The organism is Pseudoalteromonas sp. HL-AS2 (assembly GCF_031198805.1).
GTDB classification, from domain to species: Bacteria; Pseudomonadota; Gammaproteobacteria; order Enterobacterales; family Alteromonadaceae; genus Pseudoalteromonas; species Pseudoalteromonas nigrifaciens.
Genome location: NZ_CP133571.1, coordinates 1,087,107 through 1,108,170 on the forward strand (window position 1 = coordinate 1,087,107; position 21,064 = coordinate 1,108,170).

A 21,064-nucleotide genomic window follows, 5' to 3' on the forward strand; every position below is an offset into this window, starting at 1 on the left:
CAAAGTAACGCCTAGATATTAAGTCCCAGTACAACGCTGAATTCTGCATCTTAGGGTAGTTTGGGTATTAGTCTTACTGAGTGTAAAGCAAGAACGCGTTTTTAAATTGGTTTTGTTTTAATTGTGTTAATACTTGCTGTGCATGCTGGGCGTCTTTAATTGGCCCTAAATGCAACCTGAAAATATCGTCTTTTTGCACGATATTAGTGGGTAATTTATAATCGAGGCGTAAACGACTAGCCAGTGCTTCAATATTTGCTAGTGTACTACCTGCTGCTACCTGAATATAGGTTAAATGCGCAGTCGAATTGTCAAGCGTAACTGCTTCAAGCTTAACCTTGGCTGTACCATGGGTGTAATAACCTAGTTTGTATGCGGCTGCGTAGGATAAATCAATCACTCTATCTTCATGAAATGGGCCACGGTCATTTACGCGCACAATGACAGATTTATTATTACTGGTATTTGTTACTTTTACAAAGCTAGGTAAGGGCAGTGTTTTATGAGCGGCGGTCATGGCAAACATATCGTATATTTCGCCATTTGAAGTATGATAACCATGAAATTTACGGCCGTACCACGATGCAATGCCTTCCTCTGCATAACCAGTCTCGTCAAGCATAGGCGTATAACTTTTACCTAATACGGTATAAGGCCGGCTTGCGCTGGCACTTTTAGTAACTTTAACCACTACAGCGTCTTGCATTTCTAATGTGGTAGGCGCACGTAATGGTGCAGCATCATGGCGCATGCTGTAGCGACTGCTTGGGGTGTTATTTGAGCTACTACAAGCACTTAAAAGTATTAGGACAAAGCTGATAGTAAAAAATCGAGTATAAAATTGCATTATTTTAAAAGCATCCTTTTATCAGTTGCAATAGACATAATAATGCCAAAACTGGCCATCAGCGTCACCATAGACGTACCACCATAACTTATTAGTGGAAGCGGTACACCTACAACGGGTAATAAACCCGATACCATGCCTATATTTACAAACACATAAACAAAAAATGTCAGTGTAAGTGAGCCAGCTAATAACTTGCCAAAGGCATCTTGTGCATTAACGGCAATGTATAAACCGCGGCCAATAATAAATAAATATAAACTGAGTAAAATACACACCCCAAATAAGCCAAATTCCTCACTTAACACCGAAAATATAAAGTCAGTATGGCGCTCTGGTAAAAATTCAAGTTGCGATTGCGTACCCTGTAACCAACCTTTACCTTCAATGCCACCAGAGCCAATCGCAATTTTAGACTGAATAATATGATAGCCAGAGCCAAGCGGGTCGCTTTCAGGATCTAAAAAAGTAAGTACTCGTTGCTTTTGATAATCGTGCATACCGTAGTGCCAAAAAGGCCATGCAGCGAGTGCTACGATAGAGCTTAAAAAACCAATTAAACGCCAGCTCAAACCCGATAAAAACAATACAAAAACACCTGAGCTGGCAATTAATATAGAAGTGCCTAAGTCGGGCTGCTCTTTAATTAGTAGCGTCGGTAGCATCATAATTACAAAACCAATAATTAAATGCAGTGGGCGAGGGGGTAAGTGATTACGTCCTATATACCAAGCAACCATCATGGGGACTGCAAGCTTCATTAATTCAGATGGTTGAAAGCGAGTGATACCTAAGTCTAGCCAGCGCTGAGCACCTTTAGAACTCACTCCAAATAATAACACTCCAACCAGCATTAATAGCCCTAAGCAATAAAGCGGTATAACTAAGCGCTTTAAAGTAGCAGGAGATAGCTGCGCTAATACGAACATAGCTACAATTGCACCGCCCATACGCGTAATATGGCGGATCATCATGGCGTTGTCTTGGCCACTGGCGCTGTACACAATAGTGATACTACCGACCATCATTATTAGCAGCGCAATAAATAAGGGTAAGTCTATATGTAGGCGCATCCAAATTGAGCGTTTATCGTGCAAAGCGGTCATGGGATGTTATTCCTTGCAAGATTAACGGGGTTGGCTGCAAAGTAGTAATCCATAAGTTGCCGAGCAATTTGCACACCACCATGGTTATTTTCTAATATTACAGACACTACAATTTTGGGATCGTTATACGGTGCAAAACCAATATAAATAGTGTTGTCGCGTTGTCGCTCTTTTAACGCATCAGCATCGTAGCGTTCGCCTTGAGCAATACTTACTATTTGTGCTGTGCCCGTTTTACCAGCAGAGTCATAATTAGTCCCTTTAAATGCTTTATGCGCAGTACCCGATACTTTTTTTACTGTGTTGTGCATTGCATCTAAAGCAATTTGCCAATGATGAGGGTTTTTTAATATTACAGGGGGCTTTTCTTCATTATTGATTTGTATAATGTCGTTATCTTTTTTAACGACTTGCACTAAATGTGGCGGATGGTTAATACCACGGTTTACTAAAATGTTTGTCGCATTTGCAATCTGAATTGGAGTGGCGGTCCAATAGCCTTGGCCTATGCCTACAGAAATAGTGTCACCACGCCACCACGACTCTTTAAAGCGATTTTCTTTCCACTCTTTTGAGGGCAGTATTGCCGTAGTTTCTTCATGAATATCAATACCAGAGAGTTCACCAAAGCCAAAACGCGACATAAAGTTACTTATTTTAGTAATACCTAAGCGATAAGCTGCATCGTAAAAATAGGTATCGCACGACTCTTCAATTGCTTTGTATACATCAACATGACCATGACCCCAACGTTTCCAGTCGCGCCATTTATGCTCTACATTTGGAATTTGAAAAAAACCAGGATCCCACATAGAAGTACTTTCGCTGACTATATTCTCCTCTAGGGCTAAAATAGCCATATGTGGTTTTACAGTAGAGGCAGGTGCATAACGACCTTGAGTTGCACGATTAATTAACGGGCGGTCTGGGTTTAGTAAGGCTTTATAGTTTTTGCTGCTTATGCCGTGCACAAATAAATTAGGGTCGTAACTAGGGTTAGAATAAAGCGCAAGTACACCGCCATCTTTAGCGTCCATAACGACAATAGCACCACGCATATCTTTAAGCGCATGTTGGGCAATTTGCTGTAAACCAATATCGAGTGTGAGTACTAAGTCGCTCCCTGGTTGCGGGGGGAGCATGCTTAAAGTGCGAATTATTCTACCGCGATTATTAACTTCAACATGCTGCGAGCCCACTTGGCCATGCAAGAGTTCTTCGTAATACTTTTCGATGCCGAGTTTGCCAATGTCGTGAGTGGCGCGATAATTTGTAGCTTGATCTTCTTGAGTTAATTTATTTAGCTCTTTTCTGTTTAATTTAGCCACATAGCCCAGTGCATGGGTAAGGGTATCGCCAAACGGATAATAGCGGGCGAGGCGAGCTTCAATACTAAAGCCCGGAAATTTATGTTGGTTTACCGAAAATTTAGCAACTTCTGTTTCATCTAAACGTGCTTTTAGTACTTGGCTTTTAAAACGCCGCGTATGTTTTATATCGTCTAAAAAGTCGGTTTTTTCTTGCTCGCTTATGGTTATTATTTTACTTACTTGTTCAAGCGATAGCGGCAGGTCTGCAACATCTTCAGGAATAACCTCAAGATTATAAACGGGTTTGTTTTCGGCAAGTAATACGCCATTGCGGTCGTAAATTAAACCTCGGTTAGGCGCAATTGGAATAACTTTAATACGGTTGTCGTTGGAGCGAGTTTGGTAGTTTTGATGATCATCTACCTGAATTTTATATAAATTCGAGAGTAAAATAGCAATTAGAGCTAATATAAAAATAAAACCCACAAACGCACGCCGTGCAAATAAGTTTGCCTCTGCTGAATGGTCGCGAATAGTGGGTCTTTGTTTTAACATGGCAAGGATTACTCGCGATGATAAGGATGGTTGTTATTTAAGCTCCAGCCTCTGTATAGGCTTTCAGCAACAATAATACGCACCAAAGGGTGCGGTAAAGTTAAGTTAGATAACGACCATTTTTGCTCAGAGGCAGCAATACACTCTGGTGCAAGTCCTTCAGGACCGCCAATAAGTAAACTTACATCGCGGCCATCGAGTTGCCATTTTTCCATGTTTTTAGCAAGTTCGTGGGTATCAAGTGGTTTACCTGTTACTTCTAGAGTAACAATACGGTTGCCTTTAGGAATAGCTGCTAAGGTTTTTTCACCTTCAATATGTAAAATGCGTTTTATATCTGCATTTTTACCACGTTTTCCGGCTGGGATTTCAATCAGTTCAAGTGCCATATCTTTAGCAAAACGACGTTGATACTCTGTAAATCCGGTTTCTACCCAAGCTGGCATTTTTGTACCAACGGCAATCATTTGTATTTTCACGTGTTACTTCCAAGCCTGTCTAAAATAAGTGGGTGTTTATTACTAGCCCCACAGTTTTTCTAGATCGTAATAGCTACGTGCTTCGTTTTGCATCACGTGTACAACCACATCACCTAAATCAACCAATGCCCATTCACCGTCGCTTTGGCCTTCATAACCTAAAGGTTCTTCACCTGCGTGGCGAGCCTCTTTTGCTAAATTATCAGCAATTGACAGAACATGACGTTTAGATGTGCCAGAGCATACAACCATGTAGTCTGTAATGTCTGATGTTGCTGTTACGTCAATATGAATCACATCGCGTGCTTTCATATCTTCAATTTTATCTATTGCAAAAGCGAGTAGTTGTTTCGAATCCAAGGTTTTGTCTCAATTTTAAATTTAATAGCGTGCATTTTAACATGCTAGGGGTTTTATACCAATGACTCTTGCAGAGTATTCACTTGTCAAGGTTAATTAGTATTATCATCATTTTGGTAAAGCGCATGGCGCTCTATATACAGACTCACTGCATCGGGTAATAGTTCATTCTTTTTATTAGTATTTTTAAGTTGTTGGCGAATATTACTCGATGCTGCATCGAGCATTTCACCGGGTAAAAAATAAAGTTTACCGGCAACCGTATGTGAAAGGGTTTTTGCATTATTAACTTGCGCTTGTTGCATATAATGCTGTAAATGGCCACTAACAGCACATTGCTGCCCAGGGCGTTGATACACCACAATATGGCAAAGTTGCGTGATTGCTTGCCACTGATACCATTTATCGAGGTTATTAAACGAGTCCATGCCAATTAAAAACACAATTGGCGTGTTTGGATGCTGTGCTCTTAATTCTTGTAAACTCAATAAAGAATAAGAAGGCCCAGTGCGGTGCAACTCTCTTAAATCGAGTTGAAAAAAAGGGTAAGGCGCAATTGCTGCATTGAGCATAGCTACTCGGTGCTCGGTGCTAATGCCAGGAGCCATTTTGTGGGCGGGCAGTGCGCAAGGCATAAAGTACAACGTATTTAAGTTAAGTGCATTTACGCATTGCTTTGCCATATTAATGTGCCCCAAATGAACGGGGTCGAAAGTGCCACCAAAAATTGCGATCATGTTAAATTCTGCATTTTAATTAACAGGATGACATGGCAGCGAAATATTCAGCGGTTGGCAAAACTTAATACAAATATGCGCGAGTGCTTGATAGGGCGCAATTAAGTTACCTTGTTTGTAGCTGGCGTCAAATATTGCAAGCTCAGAGCTAATTTGCTCAAGGGTATGAATACTTAACCTGTTTATAGCACTTTGTACTGGCGCTTGTTGGTTTTTCCATATTGCTTTTTGCTTAAATAAATTAGCAATGGGCTCGCCATTAAGTAAACCAATTTGCACATCAATTAAGGTGTTAAGCTCCTTGGTTATTGCCCATAAAATACTCACCACTTCGGTGTTATCGCTGGCCAGTTTATTCAGCACTTTTATTGCTTGTTTAGCTTGGCCGTTTAATAGTGCGTCGCTTAAATCAAAAATATCAAACTTGGCTTGATTTAATAGCCCTTGCATTACTAATTGTTGTGTAATGAGCGCATTGGCGTGTAGTAATGAGAGTTTTTCGAGTTCTTGAAAACACGCCAGTAAATTACCTTCAGTGGCGCTAATTAAACTCAGCTTTGCCTCATTTTGCATATTAAGAGATAAACGCTGGCATTGCTCATCTAACCAACGCTTTACATGCGTACCGGTAAGCGGATAGCAAGGTACAAATAAACCGTGTTTATCAAGCGCTTTAAACCAAGCACTGCGTTGTACGTCTTGGCTGGCTTTAGCGCCTTTAATAATTAAAATGGTATCGGGGTTTATTAGCTCAATAATTTTTTTAAACGTGTTGCTGCCAATAATTCCTGGCTTTTGCTGGTTTAAATCAAGCTCAATAATAGTGCGGGCGCTAAACAGCGACATACTTTGATATTGAGCTATAATTTCTTGCCAATCAAAACCTTGCATTAAAGTAAATTTAATTACTTCATCAAAGCCTTGCTCTTTAGCAATTGCGCGAATTTGTTGTACACATTGCGCTTCTTGAAAAGGCTCTTCACCAAACACTAAGTAAAAGGGTTTTAAGCCTTTTTTTAGTTCACTCGGTAATTGATTAGCGTAACAGCGCATTATAGTTGCGACAACTCTCTAAGAATACGACGACTAGCTTGTTGGCGTATTTCGCTAATAAGGAGTGCAAGCTCTTTTGCTTTGGCTAATGCATTGTCAGGATCGTCTTGATAATTACGATATAACTCAAAGCGCTTTTCTATTGGCTCAGCATTAGGACGATTGATCACAAACGCAACACTGTAAGTAAGTTCGTATTCTGCTACTTGGCCATTTTGAAACAACGACAAGGTTTGACGTTCAAGCTGATCTTTAAATAAATAAAGCTGTGCCGACTTTTTACTAGCCGCAACTAGTTTAACGTCACTGGCAATAAGCTCACTTTTTAAGGCGCTAAATAACGCTGACTTTTCATCGTCGCCAATGAGGGTTATTTGTTTTAGATCGTCTGGCAAGCTAGAGGCTTTTTTTAAATGAAAGCCACAGCTAGTTAATAAAAAACAGACTAGCACTAAGGCTAGTCCGTTTTTAATGGCGTTAAAAGCGGCCATATTAATTAGCTACCACATTAAGCAGTTTACCCGGTACGTAAATAACTTTACGAACGGTAACACCGTCAGTGTATTTAGTTACGCTTGCTTGTTCAAAAGCGAGTGCTTCTACTTGCTCTTTTGTGGCATCGGCTGCAACGGTTAGTTTAGCGCGTAGTTTTCCGTTAACTTGAATAATAATTAACTTTTCATCTTCAACCAAAGCCGACTGATCAACCTCTGGCCATGAAGCGTTAACTATATCGCCTTCTTTACCTAGCTCTTGCCATAATTGGTGCGACAAATGCGGCGTAATAGGTGCAAGCATAATAAGCATTGCTTCAAGCGCTTCGTTAGCTATCGCTACATCTTGCTTACTATTTAACGGTGCTTTTAATAATTTATTAGACAGCTCCATAATTGCCGCAATAGCAGTATTAAAGGTTTGACGACGTTCAACATCATCACTCACTTTAGCAATTGCTTTGTGTAAATCGCGACGCAGTACTTTTTGCTCGTTATTTAATGCTGTTTTATTGAGTGGTTGAAAACCAACTGTTTTAACATCAACCGCGTATTTCCACACACGTTTTAAGAAGCGATGTGCACCTTCAACACCCGCGTCAGACCATTCTAGCGTTTGCTCTGGTGGTGCTGTAAACATCATAAATAAACGTACAGTGTCGGCGCCGTATTGTGCAATAACATGCTGTGGGTCAATACCGTTATTTTTCGATTTTGACATTTTGCTCATGCCAGATGAAAACACCGGGTTACCATCAACTTTATGCCATGCTTTAGTTACGCGGCCTTTGTCGTCTGTTTCGGTATTTACGTCGCTTGGCGAAATCCAAATATCAGCTCCTTTTTCATCTTTACGATAAAATGTTTCGGCTAATACCATACCTTGACAAAGTAAGCGGTCAAATGGCTCGTCTGAATCAACTAAACCAAAGTCGCGTAATAGTTTATGGAAAAAGCGCGAGTACAATAAATGTAAAATAGCGTGTTCAATACCGCCTATGTATTGGTTTACTGGTAACCAATAGTTAGCCGCTGCTGGGTCTAGCATGCCTTCGTCATGACGTGGGCTACAGTAACGAGCGTAATACCAAGACGATTCCATAAAGGTGTCAAAGGTATCGGTTTCATGAAACGCTGGTGCGCCATTCATGGTGGTTTTTGCCCAGTTAGGATCAGCTTTGATTGGCGATGTAACGCCATTCATTACTACGTCCTCTGGTAAGCGTACTGGCAGCATATCGTCGGTTGCTGCAAGTTCGTTACCGTCTTCGTCGCTAAGCATTGGAATTGGTGAACCCCAATAACGTTGGCGGCTTACGCCCCAATCACGCAGGCGGAAGTTTACTTTACGCTCGCCCACACCCAAGGCTTCTAACTTATCGGCAATGGCATTAAATGCCGCGTCAAAATCAAGGCCGTCAAATTCACCCGAGTTAACCAATACACCTTTATCGGTAAACGCTTCTTTGTTTAGGTTTACTTCAAGGTCAGAGCCCGTAACTGGCGCAATCACTTGTTTAATATCAAGGCCGTAGGCTGTTGCAAATTCAAAGTCACGTTGGTCGTGTGCAGGCACTGCCATTACCGCGCCTGAGCCGTAATGCATTAATACAAAGTTAGCGATCCAAATTGGTACTTGCTCACCAGTAAGTGGGTGAGTAGCAAAAAAGCCTGTTGCTATGCCTTTTTTCTCCATGGTTGCCATGTCGGCTTCACTTACTTTGTTGTTTTTACATTCTTCAACAAACAGTGCCACAGAATCGCTATTTTTAGCCGCTTCTTTAGCAATTGGGTGGCCTGCAGCAACCGCTACATAAGTCACACCCATAAAGGTATCTGGACGCGTGGTATAAACGCTAAATGTTTCGTTGTTATCAGTGCGTTTAAATTCAATATCACACCCTTCAGAGCGACCAATCCAGTTGCGCTGCATGGTTTTAACTTGTTCAGGCCAATCTTCTAACTTGTCTAAATCGTCAAGTAGTTCTTGTGCGTAGTCGGTAATTTTAATAAACCACTGTGGAATTTCTTTTTGCTCAACCACAGCGCCCGAACGCCAACCGCGACCGTCAATAACTTGCTCGTTAGCTAATACAGTTTGATCTACCGGATCCCAGTTAACCGTCGACATTTTTTTGTACACTAAGCCTTTTTCGTACAACTTAGTGAAAAACCATTGTTCCCATTTATAGTATTCTGGATGACAGGTGGCAATTTCGCGATCCCAGTCATAACCAAAACCTAACTGCTTAAGTTGGGTACGCATGTAGTCAATATTCTCGTAGGTCCATTTTGCAGGGGCTGTTTTGTTTTTAATAGCCGCGTTTTCTGCAGGTAAACCAAACGCATCCCAACCCATAGGTTGCATTACGTTTTTGCCTTTTAAGCGCTGAAAGCGAGATACAACGTCACCAATAGTGTAGTTACGCACGTGACCCATATGGAGTCGACCGCTCGGGTAGGGGAACATAGAAAGGCAGTAATACTTTTCTTTGCTCTCATCTTCCGTAACTTTAAATACTTTGTTTTCTTCCCAGTAACGTTGGATTTTTGACTCTATTTTTTGAGGGTTATATTGCTCTTGCATCTACGGTTCCAGACTTCTTACGACTAATAAAAAATTAGCTCTAGGATAACCCAAATAAACCGCTATTTATAGCGCCATAAACACGCTTTTATTAAATTATAACTTTCAGTGCAGGTTAACCTATACTTTTGTAAGCTAGTTGCTGAAAAGCATAGGTTAAAGGTTGATTTAACAGCCCTAATAGGTTCAACCTACAAATCTAAATATGCCCTAAATTTGCAGGAGTAAGAAAATGGCTGACTACAAAACATGGCTAAACGATTTAACGCTTTGGTTAAAAGATGTAAAAGATCATGAATTAAAAGAGGCGGTAAAACGATTTGTTGAATCTGAGCAGGCACTTAAAAATTTAGGAGAAGAAAAGTATCAACTTTATCGTAACTACTTAATGCGCGATTTAGAACACTTGCAAGAGCACGAAACCCACTATAATTCGCTTGCATGGCAAGAGCTTAAAGAATCATTATGGTATGAGCTTTCGCACATAGAAGACAAAACACAGCTAGAGTGGCACTCACTTAGCCAAGATTTTAAGCACAATGGCATATATCACGTAGGCGAATGGATAGCCATGGGCACATTAGTATGTAAGAATTGTAATCATAGTTACGATGTTTATCATGCTACGCAAATAACACCTTGTTTAGAGTGTGATGGAATCTATTTTAGCCGTAAGGCTTTGCAACCCTAAATATAAGTATTAAGTGGCTGCAGGCCACTTAATACGCCAAAAGCCAGTGAATACGCTGGTAAACAAAGAAGTTAGAATGACGAAAAAATTACTGCCACTACCTGTATCAAAGCTTGCGCCGAGCATTTCTACTAGCCACGTGCATACTTGCATGAGCAACCCATACCCAGAGCATTTTACTTTTATAGGCCAACAACGGGCGCAAAGTGCATTAGACTTTTCACTCGGTATGGATTTACCTGGCTATAACGTATACGTAATGGGCGAAGCTGCACATGGACGTTTTACCCTAGTAAAAGACAAACTAAAAGAGCATGCCAAAGGCAGAGTAACGCCTAATGAGTGGTTGTATGTAAATAATTACGACGACCACCGCGAGCCTATCGCACTGTTTATGCAAGCTGGGCAAAGTAAAAAGCTTGCCGATGACATTGATGCTTTTATTGACGAAGTGCTCGACACCTTTCCTGCCGCATTTGACAACCCTGCGTACCAGCGCAAAAAGAAATCCATAGACCGTGAATTTAACGACGCCTATGACGGTGCTATTACCGCGGTAGAAATTGCGGCGCTTGAACAAAGTGTGGCGCTTATTGAAGAAAAAGGCGTAGTAGGTTTTGCTCCATTAATAGGTGGCAAGCAGCTAAGCGATAATGAATTTTCGCACCTTGAAGATGAGCTACGTGAAACCTTTTTTGAAAGAATTGAAAAACTCGAAGACACATTAATAGAAGCACTTATTGAGCTGCCGCGCTGGAAGCGTGAATCTACCGAAAAACTACGTAACCTTAAAAAGTCGACTGCCGAGCAAGCAACTAAGCCCTTATTAAAAGACTTAGAGCATAAATATGCCAGCCATATTGGCGTGCTGCGTTATTTAAAAGACATTCGCGTAGAAATTATTGACGCTGTGCTTGAGTGGTTAGACGATGAAGGCGAAAGCGAAGAAAACAAAGAAGACTTTGATCGCAAAGGCATGCTTACAGACTTTTTTGCGCCCAATATTTTAGTTGAGTTTAAAGAAGGCGACGCCGCTCCTGTGGTTTACGAACCTAACCCAACGTTTGGCAACATATTTGGCAAGGTTGAGTACGCTACCTCACAAGGCTCGCTTATAACTAGCTATCGCTCAATTCAGGCCGGCGCATTGCATCGCGCTAACGGTGGCTATTTAATGATGGACGCCGAAAAAGTAATGGCTAACCCACAAGTGTGGGATGGTTTAAAACTATCGCTTAAAACCCATCAAATTAAAAATGACTTACCGTATCAAGATAGCGTTGTAGGCAGCAGTTTTACGTTGCGCCCGCAGTTAATTCCGCTAGATGTAAAAATAATATTATTAGGCTCGCGCGAGCTGTACTACACCATAGGTGAGTACGACGAAGAATTTGCTGAGCTGTTTAGAATACTAGCCGACTTTGACTACTACTTACCGAGTAGCGATAAATTACAGTACCAATTTATTACCAAAGTAACTGACTATTGTGAGCACGTTTTAAAATGCACCACTACAGAAGCAGCAATGGTGCGCTTGCTCAAATTTAGTTATCGCCAAGCCGAGCATCATAATAAACTCTCTGCCCGCTTTGCCGATGTGTTAGAGCTGGTAGCCGAAGCAAGTTATTATGCCAAACAAGACAAGCTAACGGTTATAGACGCTCATCATATTGACGAAGCCATTGAAGGTAAACAGTATCGTACTGGGCAAATTAGCGAAAACATGCTCAGTGATATTAAAGAAGGGCACACCCTTATTGCCACGCAAGGCCAAGCCATAGGCAAAGTAAATGGTTTAACTGTACTGCATATTGGCGATACCTCATTTGGTACACCTGCGCGTATTACGGCAACAGTTTATGCCGGTGCCGATGGCGTTTTAGATGTAGAGCGCGAAGCCGAGCTAGGTAAAGCAATTCACTCTAAAGGGGTAATGCTACTTACTGGCTATTTAGGCAATAAATACGCGCAGCACTTTAGCTTAACGCTCAGTGCAAATATTGCAATTGAACAAAGTTATGGCTACATAGATGGCGATAGCGCGTCACTTGCCGAGTTATGCGCGTTAATTTCGGCTATTACTAGCTTACCACTGAGTCAATCAATTGCGCTTACAGGCTCAATTAACCAACATGGCGATGTACAAGCTATTGGTGGCGTAAACGAAAAAATAGAAGGCTTTTTTAAACTGTGTAAAATGCGCGGTTTAACTGGCGAAGAGGGCGTGATCATTCCTAAATCTAACCAAGTTAACTTAGTGTTAGATGAGGAAATACTTAATGCAGTTGAACTTGGTAAATTTAATATTTACGCAGTAGAGACGGTAGATCAGGCACTTAACTTACTGATGGATTTAGAAGCTGGCGATTTAGTTGACGGGCACTATCCTGAAAACTCAGTAAACGGCCTAGCCTTAGCACGACTTAAAGATATTGCAGACATTGTAAACGGCGATAGCGAAGATGAAAAAGACGCAGAACCAGAAGAGGAAAAAAATTAACTATGCTTAATATAATATTAGCGGTAATTATCGGCATATTTTGCTTTTTAATATTTAAAAACAGCAAAAAAGCCAAACAACAAGTGGGTATTAACGCGCAAATAGAAGCTGATTTTTTGGCAGCTAATGCAAAAGTAGATGGCGTACAAGAGACCGCTTCAGGCTTGCAGTACAAAGTATTGCACCAAGGGCAAAGCGATGACAAGCCTAACCCCAAAAGCATGGTTAATGTGCATTACCACGGTACGTTAATAGACGGCACAGTATTTGACAGCTCAGTTGAGCGTAAAGCCCCTATTAGCTTTGGTTTACATCAAGTTATTAAAGGGTGGACCGAAGGTCTGCAACTTATGAGCCCCGGCGATAAATACCTACTTTATGTACCGCATCAACTGGCTTACGGTGAAAAACGTGTGGGCAGCATTCCACCGGCATCACTGCTTATATTTGAAGTTGAGTTATTGGCTATTGAGTCGTAATATTATTTTAAGTAATAATTACTTAAGCCCTGCTTTCATAAAGTGGGGCTTTTTGCTTTTAGCCAGCCTGTAAACGTTACTCAAGAATTTTAATGTTAGGTCGATACCTATAATAGTGACAAAGCTATTTTAGGGATAAAGTAATGAAGATTTCACCAGCGCCCCCTTTACACCATGCATACAGCCTTAATACTCAGCCTTTAACACAACCAGGTAAGCAACTTGCTGAAGGTGAGACAGAGGATGAGCCAAAATATGTTTTATCAAAGTTCTTAGACACTAAAGCACAAAAGTACAGTGAAGATAACGCAATGTTTGGCGATCAATATAAAAACCTAGAAAAAGTGTATAAGCACTTTTTAGGGCGGGTTATTGCATTGCAAGAGCAAATTAACAAACTCAAACAAAGTCCAATTCAAAGCAGTTTAACCATAAATAGCACCGCAAATGAGCCAAATAAAAGTGATGCTAGTTTAGCTATTGATGTTGAGCATTTAGGGTCTAAAAAATATAAAAACTCACAACAACAAGAGCAAATAGATATACTAGAGCGGCAATTAGGGGAGTTAAAATCAGAGCAAGCAGCAATAAAACAACAAATGGTTGAGCTGGTTATGAGTGAAATGAAAAGACGAGGCGATCACGACTATAATGTTTAGCGTTAAGGCAGGTTGGTGAATCAGCCCTTAACTTAATTTTACTTACTTCCAGTTTAAATTTACCGTATCTTTAAAGTATAACTTTGTTGAGTACGCTTTAAAAAGTACACCCAAATAATGGCCAGTGGAATTTACTAAATTATGTTCGAAGATGAATTACTTTATGGATACAGCAGTGTATTAATTGCAGTTACATTGTTTATTGCGATCGTTATTTTTAACGAAATAGGCTTTAGAGCAGGGCGGTTTATTCAAGGCAGAACCGACAGTGAAGTTAAGACGCTAACGGGTTCTATTCAGGGCAGTATATTAGGTTTGTTAGCATTACTACTGGGTTTTACATTTAGCATGTCGATGCAACGGTATGATAACCGCAGCATGGCGTTAATAGATGAAGCAAACACAATCGGCACAGCCATATTACGGGTTGAATTACTGCCACAAGAATACAAAAAACAAGCCAATGAATTATTTAAAGAGTATGTAGACTTACGAGTTGCTATAGGCCAATTAGATTTAACCAAACACGCGCAGCGTAACGACTACAATAATAAAATAGCCAACCTACAGCGTCAGTTATGGTCATTGGCTATCGCAGCCACAAATGTTGACCCAAGGCCTGTAACTACAGGAGCGTTTGTAAAATCGCTTAATGATGTAATAGACAGCCAAGGAAAGCGAAATGCTTTATTGCAAATGCATGTACCTGAGGTGGTATTAATACTGCTCTTTATTGTTTTTATTTCGTCTGGCGGCATTATGGGTTATTCCGCAGGACTCAGTGGTAAGCGAATGATTGTGCCCATAGTATTGGTTTCTTTGTTAATTACTTTAATCGTATTTATTATTATAGATTTAGACCGGCCAAAGCGCGGGCTTATACAAGTAGATCAAACGGTAATGATTGAGGTTTCAGAAAATATTAAATAGTAATAAAGAAGGGGTTTTAATTTAAGCGCGTAAATAACAGTTATATTGTTTGCTGCTTTGGCGAACTAAATACTTATTTAGTTCGCCAATAAAAATGTTCGCGTAGTTTAAAATTACAGTAACGCTTTAACCTCAGGATCTGCAAACGCTAATTCAAAGCGCTCTTTATAAAGCATTTGTAAGTCGTTGGTATGCATACTTGGAATGTCTTGCTCGCCAGTAAAGTTTTTATTTATAAGCGTAGCACCAGTGCGATCCTTAATTATTAGATCAAAGTTATACCATGAGTTATCAGTAAAAGCGTGGTGATCATACTTCCATTCGTTAAGTACGATTATAATAGTCGCAGTATCGCTATCTGCTTTAATGTCATTAATATCGACCTGTGGTGTGGTAGCTATTAGCTTAGCGTTAATACCAGAGCGAATAAAACCAGCAGCAAGGCGTTTACCTAAGTGTTGTGGCATAGTTTCGCCAGTAATGATGTTTTGTGTATAAGGTATACCAAAGCCAGAGCGACTTAATCCTTCAAAACCAGAGAGTTTGTCACCATTTACAACATATGGGCGATGATCTACCACTGCAATTTGTATTTCATCAACTTGGGGCTTATTTAACGTAGGAGCTGCTTGTTCTGCAGTCATAATGGCCGTACAGCCGGTAGTTAAAAGTAGGGTAACAGCGATAAAGATTGAAGCTATTTTGTTCACATTATATTCCTTTTATGTGTATTTATGATTAAATAAAACCAAATTACAGATCGTTAGGTAATGCCATGAAAGTAATGGATTTTATTGGGCAAGATAGTATTAACAAAAGCTGAATAAATCAAGGCAGTATTAACTTTTATTTTTTTAATGGGCTTAAAGTACTGCTTTTAGCTAGAGTAGGTGTTTAAAATATTAAAATGTGAGTGAAATATATTACCAATTATTAAGCTTTTACAATGACTGTATTTACACCTTGTTACAGTAATTTGTCGCACAAAGCTGCAAACTGTCTTTTTATTGTTATTATGAAATGAAATAACATTGTAAGGACGATAACCTTGAAACTACGCACTTTATTAACAGCAATAGCAGTAGCGGTTGCACCGGCAATATCGCCGATGGTTGCGGCTTATCAAACACAAGATACCCGCTTATTACGCTTTCCCGATATTCATAAAGAATCAGTAACCTTTGTTTATGCGGGCGATATTTATATAGCAAACACTAAAACAGGTAAAAGCACGCGCTTAACTGATCATATTGGTTTTGAAACCTTTCCTAAATTTTCGCCAGATGGCAGCCAAATCGCTTTTTCTGCCCAATATAATGGCAGCCGCCAAGTGTATGTAATGAACCGCGATGGCTCCGATTTAAAACAACTGACTTATTATAACGACGTAGGTGTAATGCCGCCGCGCGGTGGTTTTGATTATCGCGTACTTGATTGGACCCCAGACGGTAAGCATATTGTGTTTAGAGCTAACCGCACCCCTTATGGTCAGCGTGTTGGCCGACCTTATATAGTGCCAGCTGCGGGTGGCCTAGAGCAACCATTAGCCATACCAGAAACTGGCGGTGGCATGTTATCGCCCGATGGCAAACAGTATGTGTATACACCCATTGATCGCGAATTTCGTACTTGGAAACGCACCCGTGGCGGGCGCGCACAAGATGTATGGGTTTACGATTTAGAAAATAACAAATCAAAGCAATTAACAACCAACAGAGCAACCGACCAACAGCCTACTTGGGTTAACAATAACATTTACTACGTGTCGGACAGAGAATACACGCTAAATTTATACAAACATCAAGATGGCAAAAATCCGATAAAAGTAACTAACCACAGCGACTTTGATGTGCTTTGGCCCTCGGCTGGGCCCAACGCCATAGTGTATGAAAATGGTGGTTATTTGTATCGCTTTGATGACGCCACGCAGCAATCTGAAAAGCTGAGCATAAATGTTCAAGGTAACCGTGAACATACAATGGCCTACAGTAAAAATGTTAGTGACTTTATTGATTCAATGGACGTATCGCACGATGGAAAAAGAGTACTATTTACCGCCCGCGGCGAACTGTTTTCTGTGCCGGTTAAAAATGGCCCAACCCGAAACTTAAGCCATACGCCAAAAGGGCGTGAAATATCGGCTACATGGTCGCCCAATGGACGCTATATTGCTTACATGAGTGATGAAACAGGCGAATACGAAATTTACCTAAAAGACAGAGCTAACAATAACCAAGTTAAGCAACTGACCAGTAATGGCAGTATTTGGCGTTTTGAGCCAGTTTGGTCACCAGATAATAAAAAGTTATTGTTTAGCGATCAGAATCACACCCTGTGGTGGCTCGATATTAAAACCGGTAAGCAGCGTAAAATTGATACCGCAAAATATAATGAAGATGGTTTAACTAGCTATATTTGGTCGCCTAATAGCGAGGATATAGTGTTTGTTAAAAATAACGAAAATCGCTACGCCTCATTATGGCATTACAATTTAAAAGACAAACGCGTTACTCGCTTAACTGATGACATGAGCAGTGAGACAACCCCAGCGTTTTCTCCCGACGGGCAGCAATTGTATTTCACATCAGAGCGCGACTTTAATTTAACTTTTAGTAGCTACGAGTTTGACTACATGTTTAACAATGCAACCCGACTGTATTCGGTTGCAGTAAACAGTAAAATCAAGCCACTTAATACACCGCTGAGTGACGAAATAAGCATTGTTGACTCAAAAGCAGATAAAGACGATAAAAAGTCAGCTAAAGCACCCAGCAATTATATAGAAAGTAACGGCTTTATGAGCCGTGTTGTGGCGCTAAATGTACCTGCAGGAAACTACGGCGCACTAAGCGGCGTAAAAGACGGCGTATTAACACTATCGGCAGGAGAGCTTAAGTTAGTGCCTAATGCCGTTGATGGTGAAGTTGCCACAATAGCAGCAGGAGTGAGTAATTATAAAGTGTCGGCTAATGCTGAGCATATTATTGCTCGTGCAGGAAAAAACATTAGCGTAATAAAGCCAGAAGCTAAACAAGACTTAAAAGCTACGCAACTTAACTTGCAAGACATGGTATTAAAAATTGACCCGCAAACCGAGTGGGCACAAATGTATCGTGAAGGCTGGCGCACTCTGCGCGACTGGTTTTATGACGAAAACCATCATGGCCAAGACTGGGATGCTATTTTAGCGCGTTACCAACCTATGGCAGACGCTATTGCACATCGAGCCGACCTAGATTATGTATTAAGTGAAATAGCAGGCGAAATAAACTCAGGGCATATTTATGTTAACTCGGGCGATATGCCAACATCTCCTCGTTTACAGCATGGCTTATTGGGCGCAGAAATTAGCGCGCATAAATCAGGCTTTGTAAAAATAGAGACTATTTTTAAAGGCGAAAACTGGCACGAAAACTTTCGCTCACCGCTAAACGAAACCGGCATTAACGCCAATGTAGGCGATTACATAATTGCAGTAAATGGCCGCTCAGTAAAAAGCGTAGTCAACTTTTACGAACTACTAGAAAACACCCAAGGTAAATCGGTTGAATTACTACTCAGTAAATCACCAAGCCTAAAAAACAGCTGGAAAGTAATGGTAACGCCTATTGCCAGCGAAACTGGATTGCGTTACTTACAGTGGGCACAATCGCGCGCTGAGTATGTTAATAAGCTTTCAGATGGGCGTATTGGCTACGTGCATTTACCTAACACCCATTACGAAGGTAACCGTTCGTTATTTAAAAACTTTTTACCGCAAACTAATAAAGAAGCGATGATCATAGACGATCGTTACAATGGCGGCGGTTTTATACCTGAACATATGATCACCTGGTTAGCGCGTAAACCGCTTAACTACTGGAAGCGCCGTGGTGTAGAGCCAACTAAAACCCCGCAGTTTGCTCACGATGGCCCTAAAGCTATGCTGATCAATGGCTACTCTAGTTCAGGCGGCGACGCACTACCGTATTACTTTCGCCAAGCAGGTTTAGGCAAATTAATTGGTACGCGTACCTGGGGCGGTTTAATTGGTATTTCGGGCAACCCTGGGCTTGTAGATGGCGGCTCAGTTATTGCCGCTACTTTTAGAATTTTAGATAACGAAGGTAACTGGATCATTGAAAATGAAGGCGTAAGCCCAGACATAGAAGTGATTGATCGCCCAGAGCTTATTCAAGCCGGACAAGATCCGTCGATTGAACGCGCTGTAAAAGAGTTATTAAAAGAGCTTAAAGCAAATCCGAAAAAACCATTGGTAGTGCCAGCACCACCGAGTGAATTTGGTCGCTAATTGCAATAAATTAAGCTGCTAAGTCACGCAGCCTGTTAGCTACTTTGCGTGTGCTTGGTAGCTAACTAATTTATTAGAGTATTATTAAAAGCGTGATACCGCGCTTTAGTTAAAAGAGAGCTTATAGTGAAAAAATTATTACAGGTAGACTTTGATTTTGCAGGCCCGTTTGGGGAGCAAATGTCAGCAGCATTAAAAGATTTAGCCGAATCAATTAACCATGAACCCGGTATTATTTGGAAAATTTGGACCGAAAACCAACAAGGTCAACTTGCTGGTGGTATTTACCTATTTGAAGATGAAGCATCAGCTAATGCGTATTTAACTATGCACACAGCACGCTTAAAGGCTATGGGGGTTGCCCAAGTTCGTGGCCAATTATTCGATGTAAACCTGCCATTATCAGCGATTAATAACGCACCGCTTACCGTTAAATAGATAATATTTTTGCCGGGCTGCTGTTTACTTTCGTTACATTAGCGCGGCCAAAAGTCGGGTTAAAAAGCATAATATCAATGTTGTAGTACTAAGCAGCGAGCTATTAGGCTTCCTGCAAATATATTGGGATCCAAATAGGCAAGCTATTCAAGGTAAAATATCAGGACTGTGGTTATTAAAGGAAACTTGAACCAACCAGTAAACGTTGAAACCGTTGTAGATGCAGTAAAAGATTAGCTCTGATTAACATAACTTAATAAAACTATAGGTATATTTATTTGGAAGTCTTACTTGAAGGATTAAATAATGAAAATGAAAGTAATCATTTTTTGAGATCTTTATGGGCAAGTATTAGAGATCACTTTGGCAAGTGCTCTTGGCATTACTCTCCGTATAAAAAGCAAGGTTCTAAAAAAATAACTTTAGGGCGTATGAGCTATAACGGTAAAGATTCTTTCGAGGTTTCAGTCAGGTATAAACAAAAAGGAAACTTAGTCGCGGTCATGTTTTCTGATTATATCGAAGATGATGAAATTATAAGCGACCTAAAAATTATTAAAGAACTAGTTAAAAATAGTTTAGATTATAAAAAACTGATTTCTAAATTTAGCTTTAGTATTTCTCTAGAAGTTATTAGGGGCTCTATTGCCGCATACTCAGGTAAAAGTTTTGCTTTAGAGCCAACAGGTAATAGCTCTATTAAATTGATAGTTGATATTAATGGTTATGATGCTTTAGATGCAGAAGCTAAAGCATCAGAAAAAATTAAAACGATTATTGAAATTTTAACTGTTAGCACCAACTGTGTGATTATTCGAGATACTCAATGTGACAAGGATTCATCGTTCTCTAGTATTGAAATTAATAAATACTCTAGAGATATAAGTTGGATTGATGCAAAACCAATAGCTGATGGCTTAGTTCAAATCTCAGAAAAAACCTGTTTCCTTATTGATTACATACTGAGTAATGATATTTACTCTTATGAAATTCAATTACTTTTGAATTCTTATGCTCATTTTTCATCAGGCAGATCTTTAGATTCATTTACTCTAGATGCATATCACCCAACTCCGAGAGTAGGAAAGGCAAGTGATGAGGGTAATATCGACTTTCAGAGCGATTTAAGATTCTCTAATGCAGCCAGACTTCATTCATCATCAAGTGAAGATGCAATGATACTTTATATGTCTTCATTAGAAGTTGTGTCGTTGATTGGAGTTTCGAAGAGTAAAAAGTGTGATAGTTGTGGTCAACAAGTATATTCAATCTCAGAGAGAGTGAGAAGTTATGTGGAAAAAGATAGCAATAATGACCCATTAGTTAAAATAATTAATTCATATTACGGTTTAAGGTCAAGATATCTTCACCAAGGAATTAGGTTTGTCGATAATTCATACTCAGGCAGTGCGATACCACTATTAGATAGCAATACAATGAGTAACGCTAGAGAGTACTACCAAGTTAGCCTGCTAAATTTAAGGGAATGGTGTAGCTACTTACTAAGGTTATCTTTAGAAGAAATGGCTTTAGAAGCCAATTAAACAC

At 40.2% G+C, this 21,064-nt stretch carries 18 protein-coding genes and 1 pseudogene; 9 read left to right on the plus strand and 10 right to left on the minus strand.

Translation table 11 applies throughout. The features are described 5' to 3' along the window. Nucleotides 1-73: 73 nt before the first annotated feature. From RB215_RS05155 to leuS, 9 genes are all read right to left on the minus strand, one after another. A complete protein-coding gene (locus tag RB215_RS05155; protein ID WP_041454376.1) occupies nucleotides 74-847 on the minus strand; it encodes a septal ring lytic transglycosylase RlpA family protein in 774 nt (257 codons plus the stop codon). Next, entirely contained in the window at nucleotides 847-1,953 is a 1,107-nt protein-coding gene (gene rodA, locus RB215_RS05160; protein ID WP_011327713.1) for a rod shape-determining protein RodA, read from the minus strand. The genes RB215_RS05155 and rodA overlap by 1 nt, the downstream gene beginning before the upstream one ends. Then, nucleotides 1,950-3,818, minus strand: a complete 1,869-nt coding sequence (gene mrdA / locus RB215_RS05165; RefSeq protein WP_011327714.1) for a penicillin-binding protein 2 — start codon at nucleotides 3,816-3,818, stop codon at nucleotides 1,950-1,952. The genes rodA and mrdA overlap by 4 nt, the downstream gene beginning before the upstream one ends. A gap of 8 nt (nucleotides 3,819-3,826) precedes the next feature. Continuing rightward, nucleotides 3,827-4,297: a 23S rRNA (pseudouridine(1915)-N(3))-methyltransferase RlmH gene (gene rlmH / locus RB215_RS05170; RefSeq protein WP_058372938.1), complete on the minus strand. Its 471-nt coding sequence runs from the start codon at nucleotides 4,295-4,297 to the stop codon at nucleotides 3,827-3,829. Nucleotides 4,298-4,339: 42 nt separating this feature from the next. Next, nucleotides 4,340-4,657 carry a ribosome silencing factor gene (gene rsfS / locus RB215_RS05175; RefSeq protein WP_011327716.1) on the minus strand — a complete coding sequence of 106 codons (318 nt, stop codon included), beginning with the start codon at nucleotides 4,655-4,657 and terminating at the stop codon, nucleotides 4,340-4,342. A 92-nt stretch (nucleotides 4,658-4,749) separates the two neighbouring features. Then, nucleotides 4,750-5,394, minus strand: coding sequence for a nicotinate-nucleotide adenylyltransferase (gene nadD, locus RB215_RS05180; RefSeq protein ID WP_041454377.1), 645 nt, complete (start codon nucleotides 5,392-5,394; stop codon nucleotides 4,750-4,752). A gap of 15 nt (nucleotides 5,395-5,409) precedes the next feature. Next, complete coding sequence (gene holA, locus RB215_RS05185) at nucleotides 5,410-6,447, minus strand: DNA polymerase III subunit delta (protein WP_011327718.1); 1,038 nt, start codon at nucleotides 6,445-6,447, stop codon at nucleotides 5,410-5,412. Beyond that, a complete protein-coding gene (gene lptE, locus RB215_RS05190; RefSeq protein WP_011327719.1) occupies nucleotides 6,447-6,938 on the minus strand; it encodes an LPS assembly lipoprotein LptE in 492 nt (163 codons plus the stop codon). The genes holA and lptE overlap by 1 nt, the downstream gene beginning before the upstream one ends. A gap of 1 nt (nucleotide 6,939) precedes the next feature. Then, complete coding sequence (gene leuS / locus RB215_RS05195; RefSeq protein ID WP_011327720.1) at nucleotides 6,940-9,528, minus strand: leucine--tRNA ligase; 2,589 nt, start codon at nucleotides 9,526-9,528, stop codon at nucleotides 6,940-6,942. 232 nt (nucleotides 9,529-9,760) lie between these two features. Here leuS and RB215_RS05200 point away from each other — a divergent pair, with 232 nt between their 5' ends. The 5 genes from RB215_RS05200 to RB215_RS05220 all read left to right on the plus strand — a co-directional run bounded on the left by RB215_RS05200 (nucleotide 9,761) and on the right by RB215_RS05220 (nucleotide 14,787). Then, nucleotides 9,761-10,219 carry a hypothetical protein gene (locus tag RB215_RS05200; RefSeq protein ID WP_011327721.1) on the plus strand — a complete coding sequence of 153 codons (459 nt, stop codon included), beginning with the start codon at nucleotides 9,761-9,763 and terminating at the stop codon, nucleotides 10,217-10,219. A 76-nt stretch (nucleotides 10,220-10,295) separates the two neighbouring features. Continuing rightward, the gene (locus RB215_RS05205) at nucleotides 10,296-12,719 is read left to right on the plus strand and encodes a Lon protease family protein (protein WP_011327722.1); all 2,424 of its coding nucleotides are present in this window, start codon (nucleotides 10,296-10,298) and stop codon (nucleotides 12,717-12,719) included. 2 nt (nucleotides 12,720-12,721) lie between these two features. After that, nucleotides 12,722-13,198, plus strand: coding sequence for an FKBP-type peptidyl-prolyl cis-trans isomerase (locus RB215_RS05210; RefSeq protein WP_309216981.1), 477 nt, complete (start codon nucleotides 12,722-12,724; stop codon nucleotides 13,196-13,198). A 143-nt stretch (nucleotides 13,199-13,341) separates the two neighbouring features. Beyond that, on the plus strand, nucleotides 13,342-13,857 hold the full coding sequence (locus RB215_RS05215) for a hypothetical protein (RefSeq protein WP_182676823.1): 516 nt from the start codon (nucleotides 13,342-13,344) through the stop codon (nucleotides 13,855-13,857). A 141-nt stretch (nucleotides 13,858-13,998) separates the two neighbouring features. After that, entirely contained in the window at nucleotides 13,999-14,787 is a 789-nt protein-coding gene (locus tag RB215_RS05220; protein WP_011327725.1) for a hypothetical protein, read from the plus strand. 113 nt (nucleotides 14,788-14,900) lie between these two features. On the opposite strand, the gene RB215_RS05225 is transcribed toward RB215_RS05220, so the two are convergent. Beyond that, complete coding sequence (locus tag RB215_RS05225) at nucleotides 14,901-15,497, minus strand: hypothetical protein (protein ID WP_011327726.1); 597 nt, start codon at nucleotides 15,495-15,497, stop codon at nucleotides 14,901-14,903. 398 nt (nucleotides 15,498-15,895) lie between these two features. On the opposite strand from RB215_RS05225, the gene RB215_RS05230 reads away from it, so the two are divergent. The 4 genes and pseudogenes from RB215_RS05230 (at nucleotide 15,896) to RB215_RS05245 (ending at nucleotide 21,060) form a co-directional block, all read left to right on the plus strand. Continuing rightward, the gene (locus RB215_RS05230) at nucleotides 15,896-19,078 is read left to right on the plus strand and encodes a PDZ domain-containing protein (RefSeq protein WP_375144258.1); all 3,183 of its coding nucleotides are present in this window, start codon (nucleotides 15,896-15,898) and stop codon (nucleotides 19,076-19,078) included. A 126-nt stretch (nucleotides 19,079-19,204) separates the two neighbouring features. Continuing rightward, nucleotides 19,205-19,516, plus strand: coding sequence for a monooxygenase (locus tag RB215_RS05235; protein ID WP_011327728.1), 312 nt, complete (start codon nucleotides 19,205-19,207; stop codon nucleotides 19,514-19,516). A gap of 16 nt (nucleotides 19,517-19,532) precedes the next feature. Continuing rightward, a pseudogene (locus tag RB215_RS17840) lies at nucleotides 19,533-19,753 on the plus strand (RDD family protein); the annotation flags it as partial. 41 nt (nucleotides 19,754-19,794) lie between these two features. After that, the gene (locus RB215_RS05245; protein WP_182676827.1) at nucleotides 19,795-21,060 is read left to right on the plus strand and encodes a hypothetical protein; all 1,266 of its coding nucleotides are present in this window, start codon (nucleotides 19,795-19,797) and stop codon (nucleotides 21,058-21,060) included. The last annotated feature ends 4 nt before the right edge of the window (nucleotides 21,061-21,064 follow it).

What these genes read in the sequence shown, in the direction of transcription:
- RB215_RS05220 (WP_011327725.1), top strand. Translation starts at nt 13,999, where the DNA reads ATGTTCGAAGATGAATTACTTTATGGATACAGCAGTGTATTAATTGCA.
- leuS (WP_011327720.1), bottom strand. Translation starts at nt 9,528, where the DNA reads ATGCAAGAGCAATATAACCCTCAAAAAATAGAGTCAAAAATCCAACGT.
- lptE (WP_011327719.1), bottom strand. Translation starts at nt 6,938, where the DNA reads ATGGCCGCTTTTAACGCCATTAAAAACGGACTAGCCTTAGTGCTAGTC.
- RB215_RS05155 (WP_041454376.1), bottom strand. Translation starts at nt 847, where the DNA reads ATGCAATTTTATACTCGATTTTTTACTATCAGCTTTGTCCTAATACTT.
- mrdA (WP_011327714.1), bottom strand. Translation starts at nt 3,818, where the DNA reads ATGTTAAAACAAAGACCCACTATTCGCGACCATTCAGCAGAGGCAAAC.
- RB215_RS05215 (WP_182676823.1), top strand. Translation starts at nt 13,342, where the DNA reads ATGAAGATTTCACCAGCGCCCCCTTTACACCATGCATACAGCCTTAAT.
- holA (WP_011327718.1), bottom strand. Translation starts at nt 6,447, where the DNA reads ATGCGCTGTTACGCTAATCAATTACCGAGTGAACTAAAAAAAGGCTTA.
- RB215_RS05230 (WP_375144258.1), top strand. Translation starts at nt 15,896, where the DNA reads ATGGTTGCGGCTTATCAAACACAAGATACCCGCTTATTACGCTTTCCC.
- RB215_RS05210 (WP_309216981.1), top strand. Translation starts at nt 12,722, where the DNA reads ATGCTTAATATAATATTAGCGGTAATTATCGGCATATTTTGCTTTTTA.
- rodA (WP_011327713.1), bottom strand. Translation starts at nt 1,953, where the DNA reads ATGACCGCTTTGCACGATAAACGCTCAATTTGGATGCGCCTACATATA.
- nadD (WP_041454377.1), bottom strand. Translation starts at nt 5,394, where the DNA reads ATGATCGCAATTTTTGGTGGCACTTTCGACCCCGTTCATTTGGGGCAC.
- RB215_RS05200 (WP_011327721.1), top strand. Translation starts at nt 9,761, where the DNA reads ATGGCTGACTACAAAACATGGCTAAACGATTTAACGCTTTGGTTAAAA.
- RB215_RS05205 (WP_011327722.1), top strand. Translation starts at nt 10,296, where the DNA reads ATGACGAAAAAATTACTGCCACTACCTGTATCAAAGCTTGCGCCGAGC.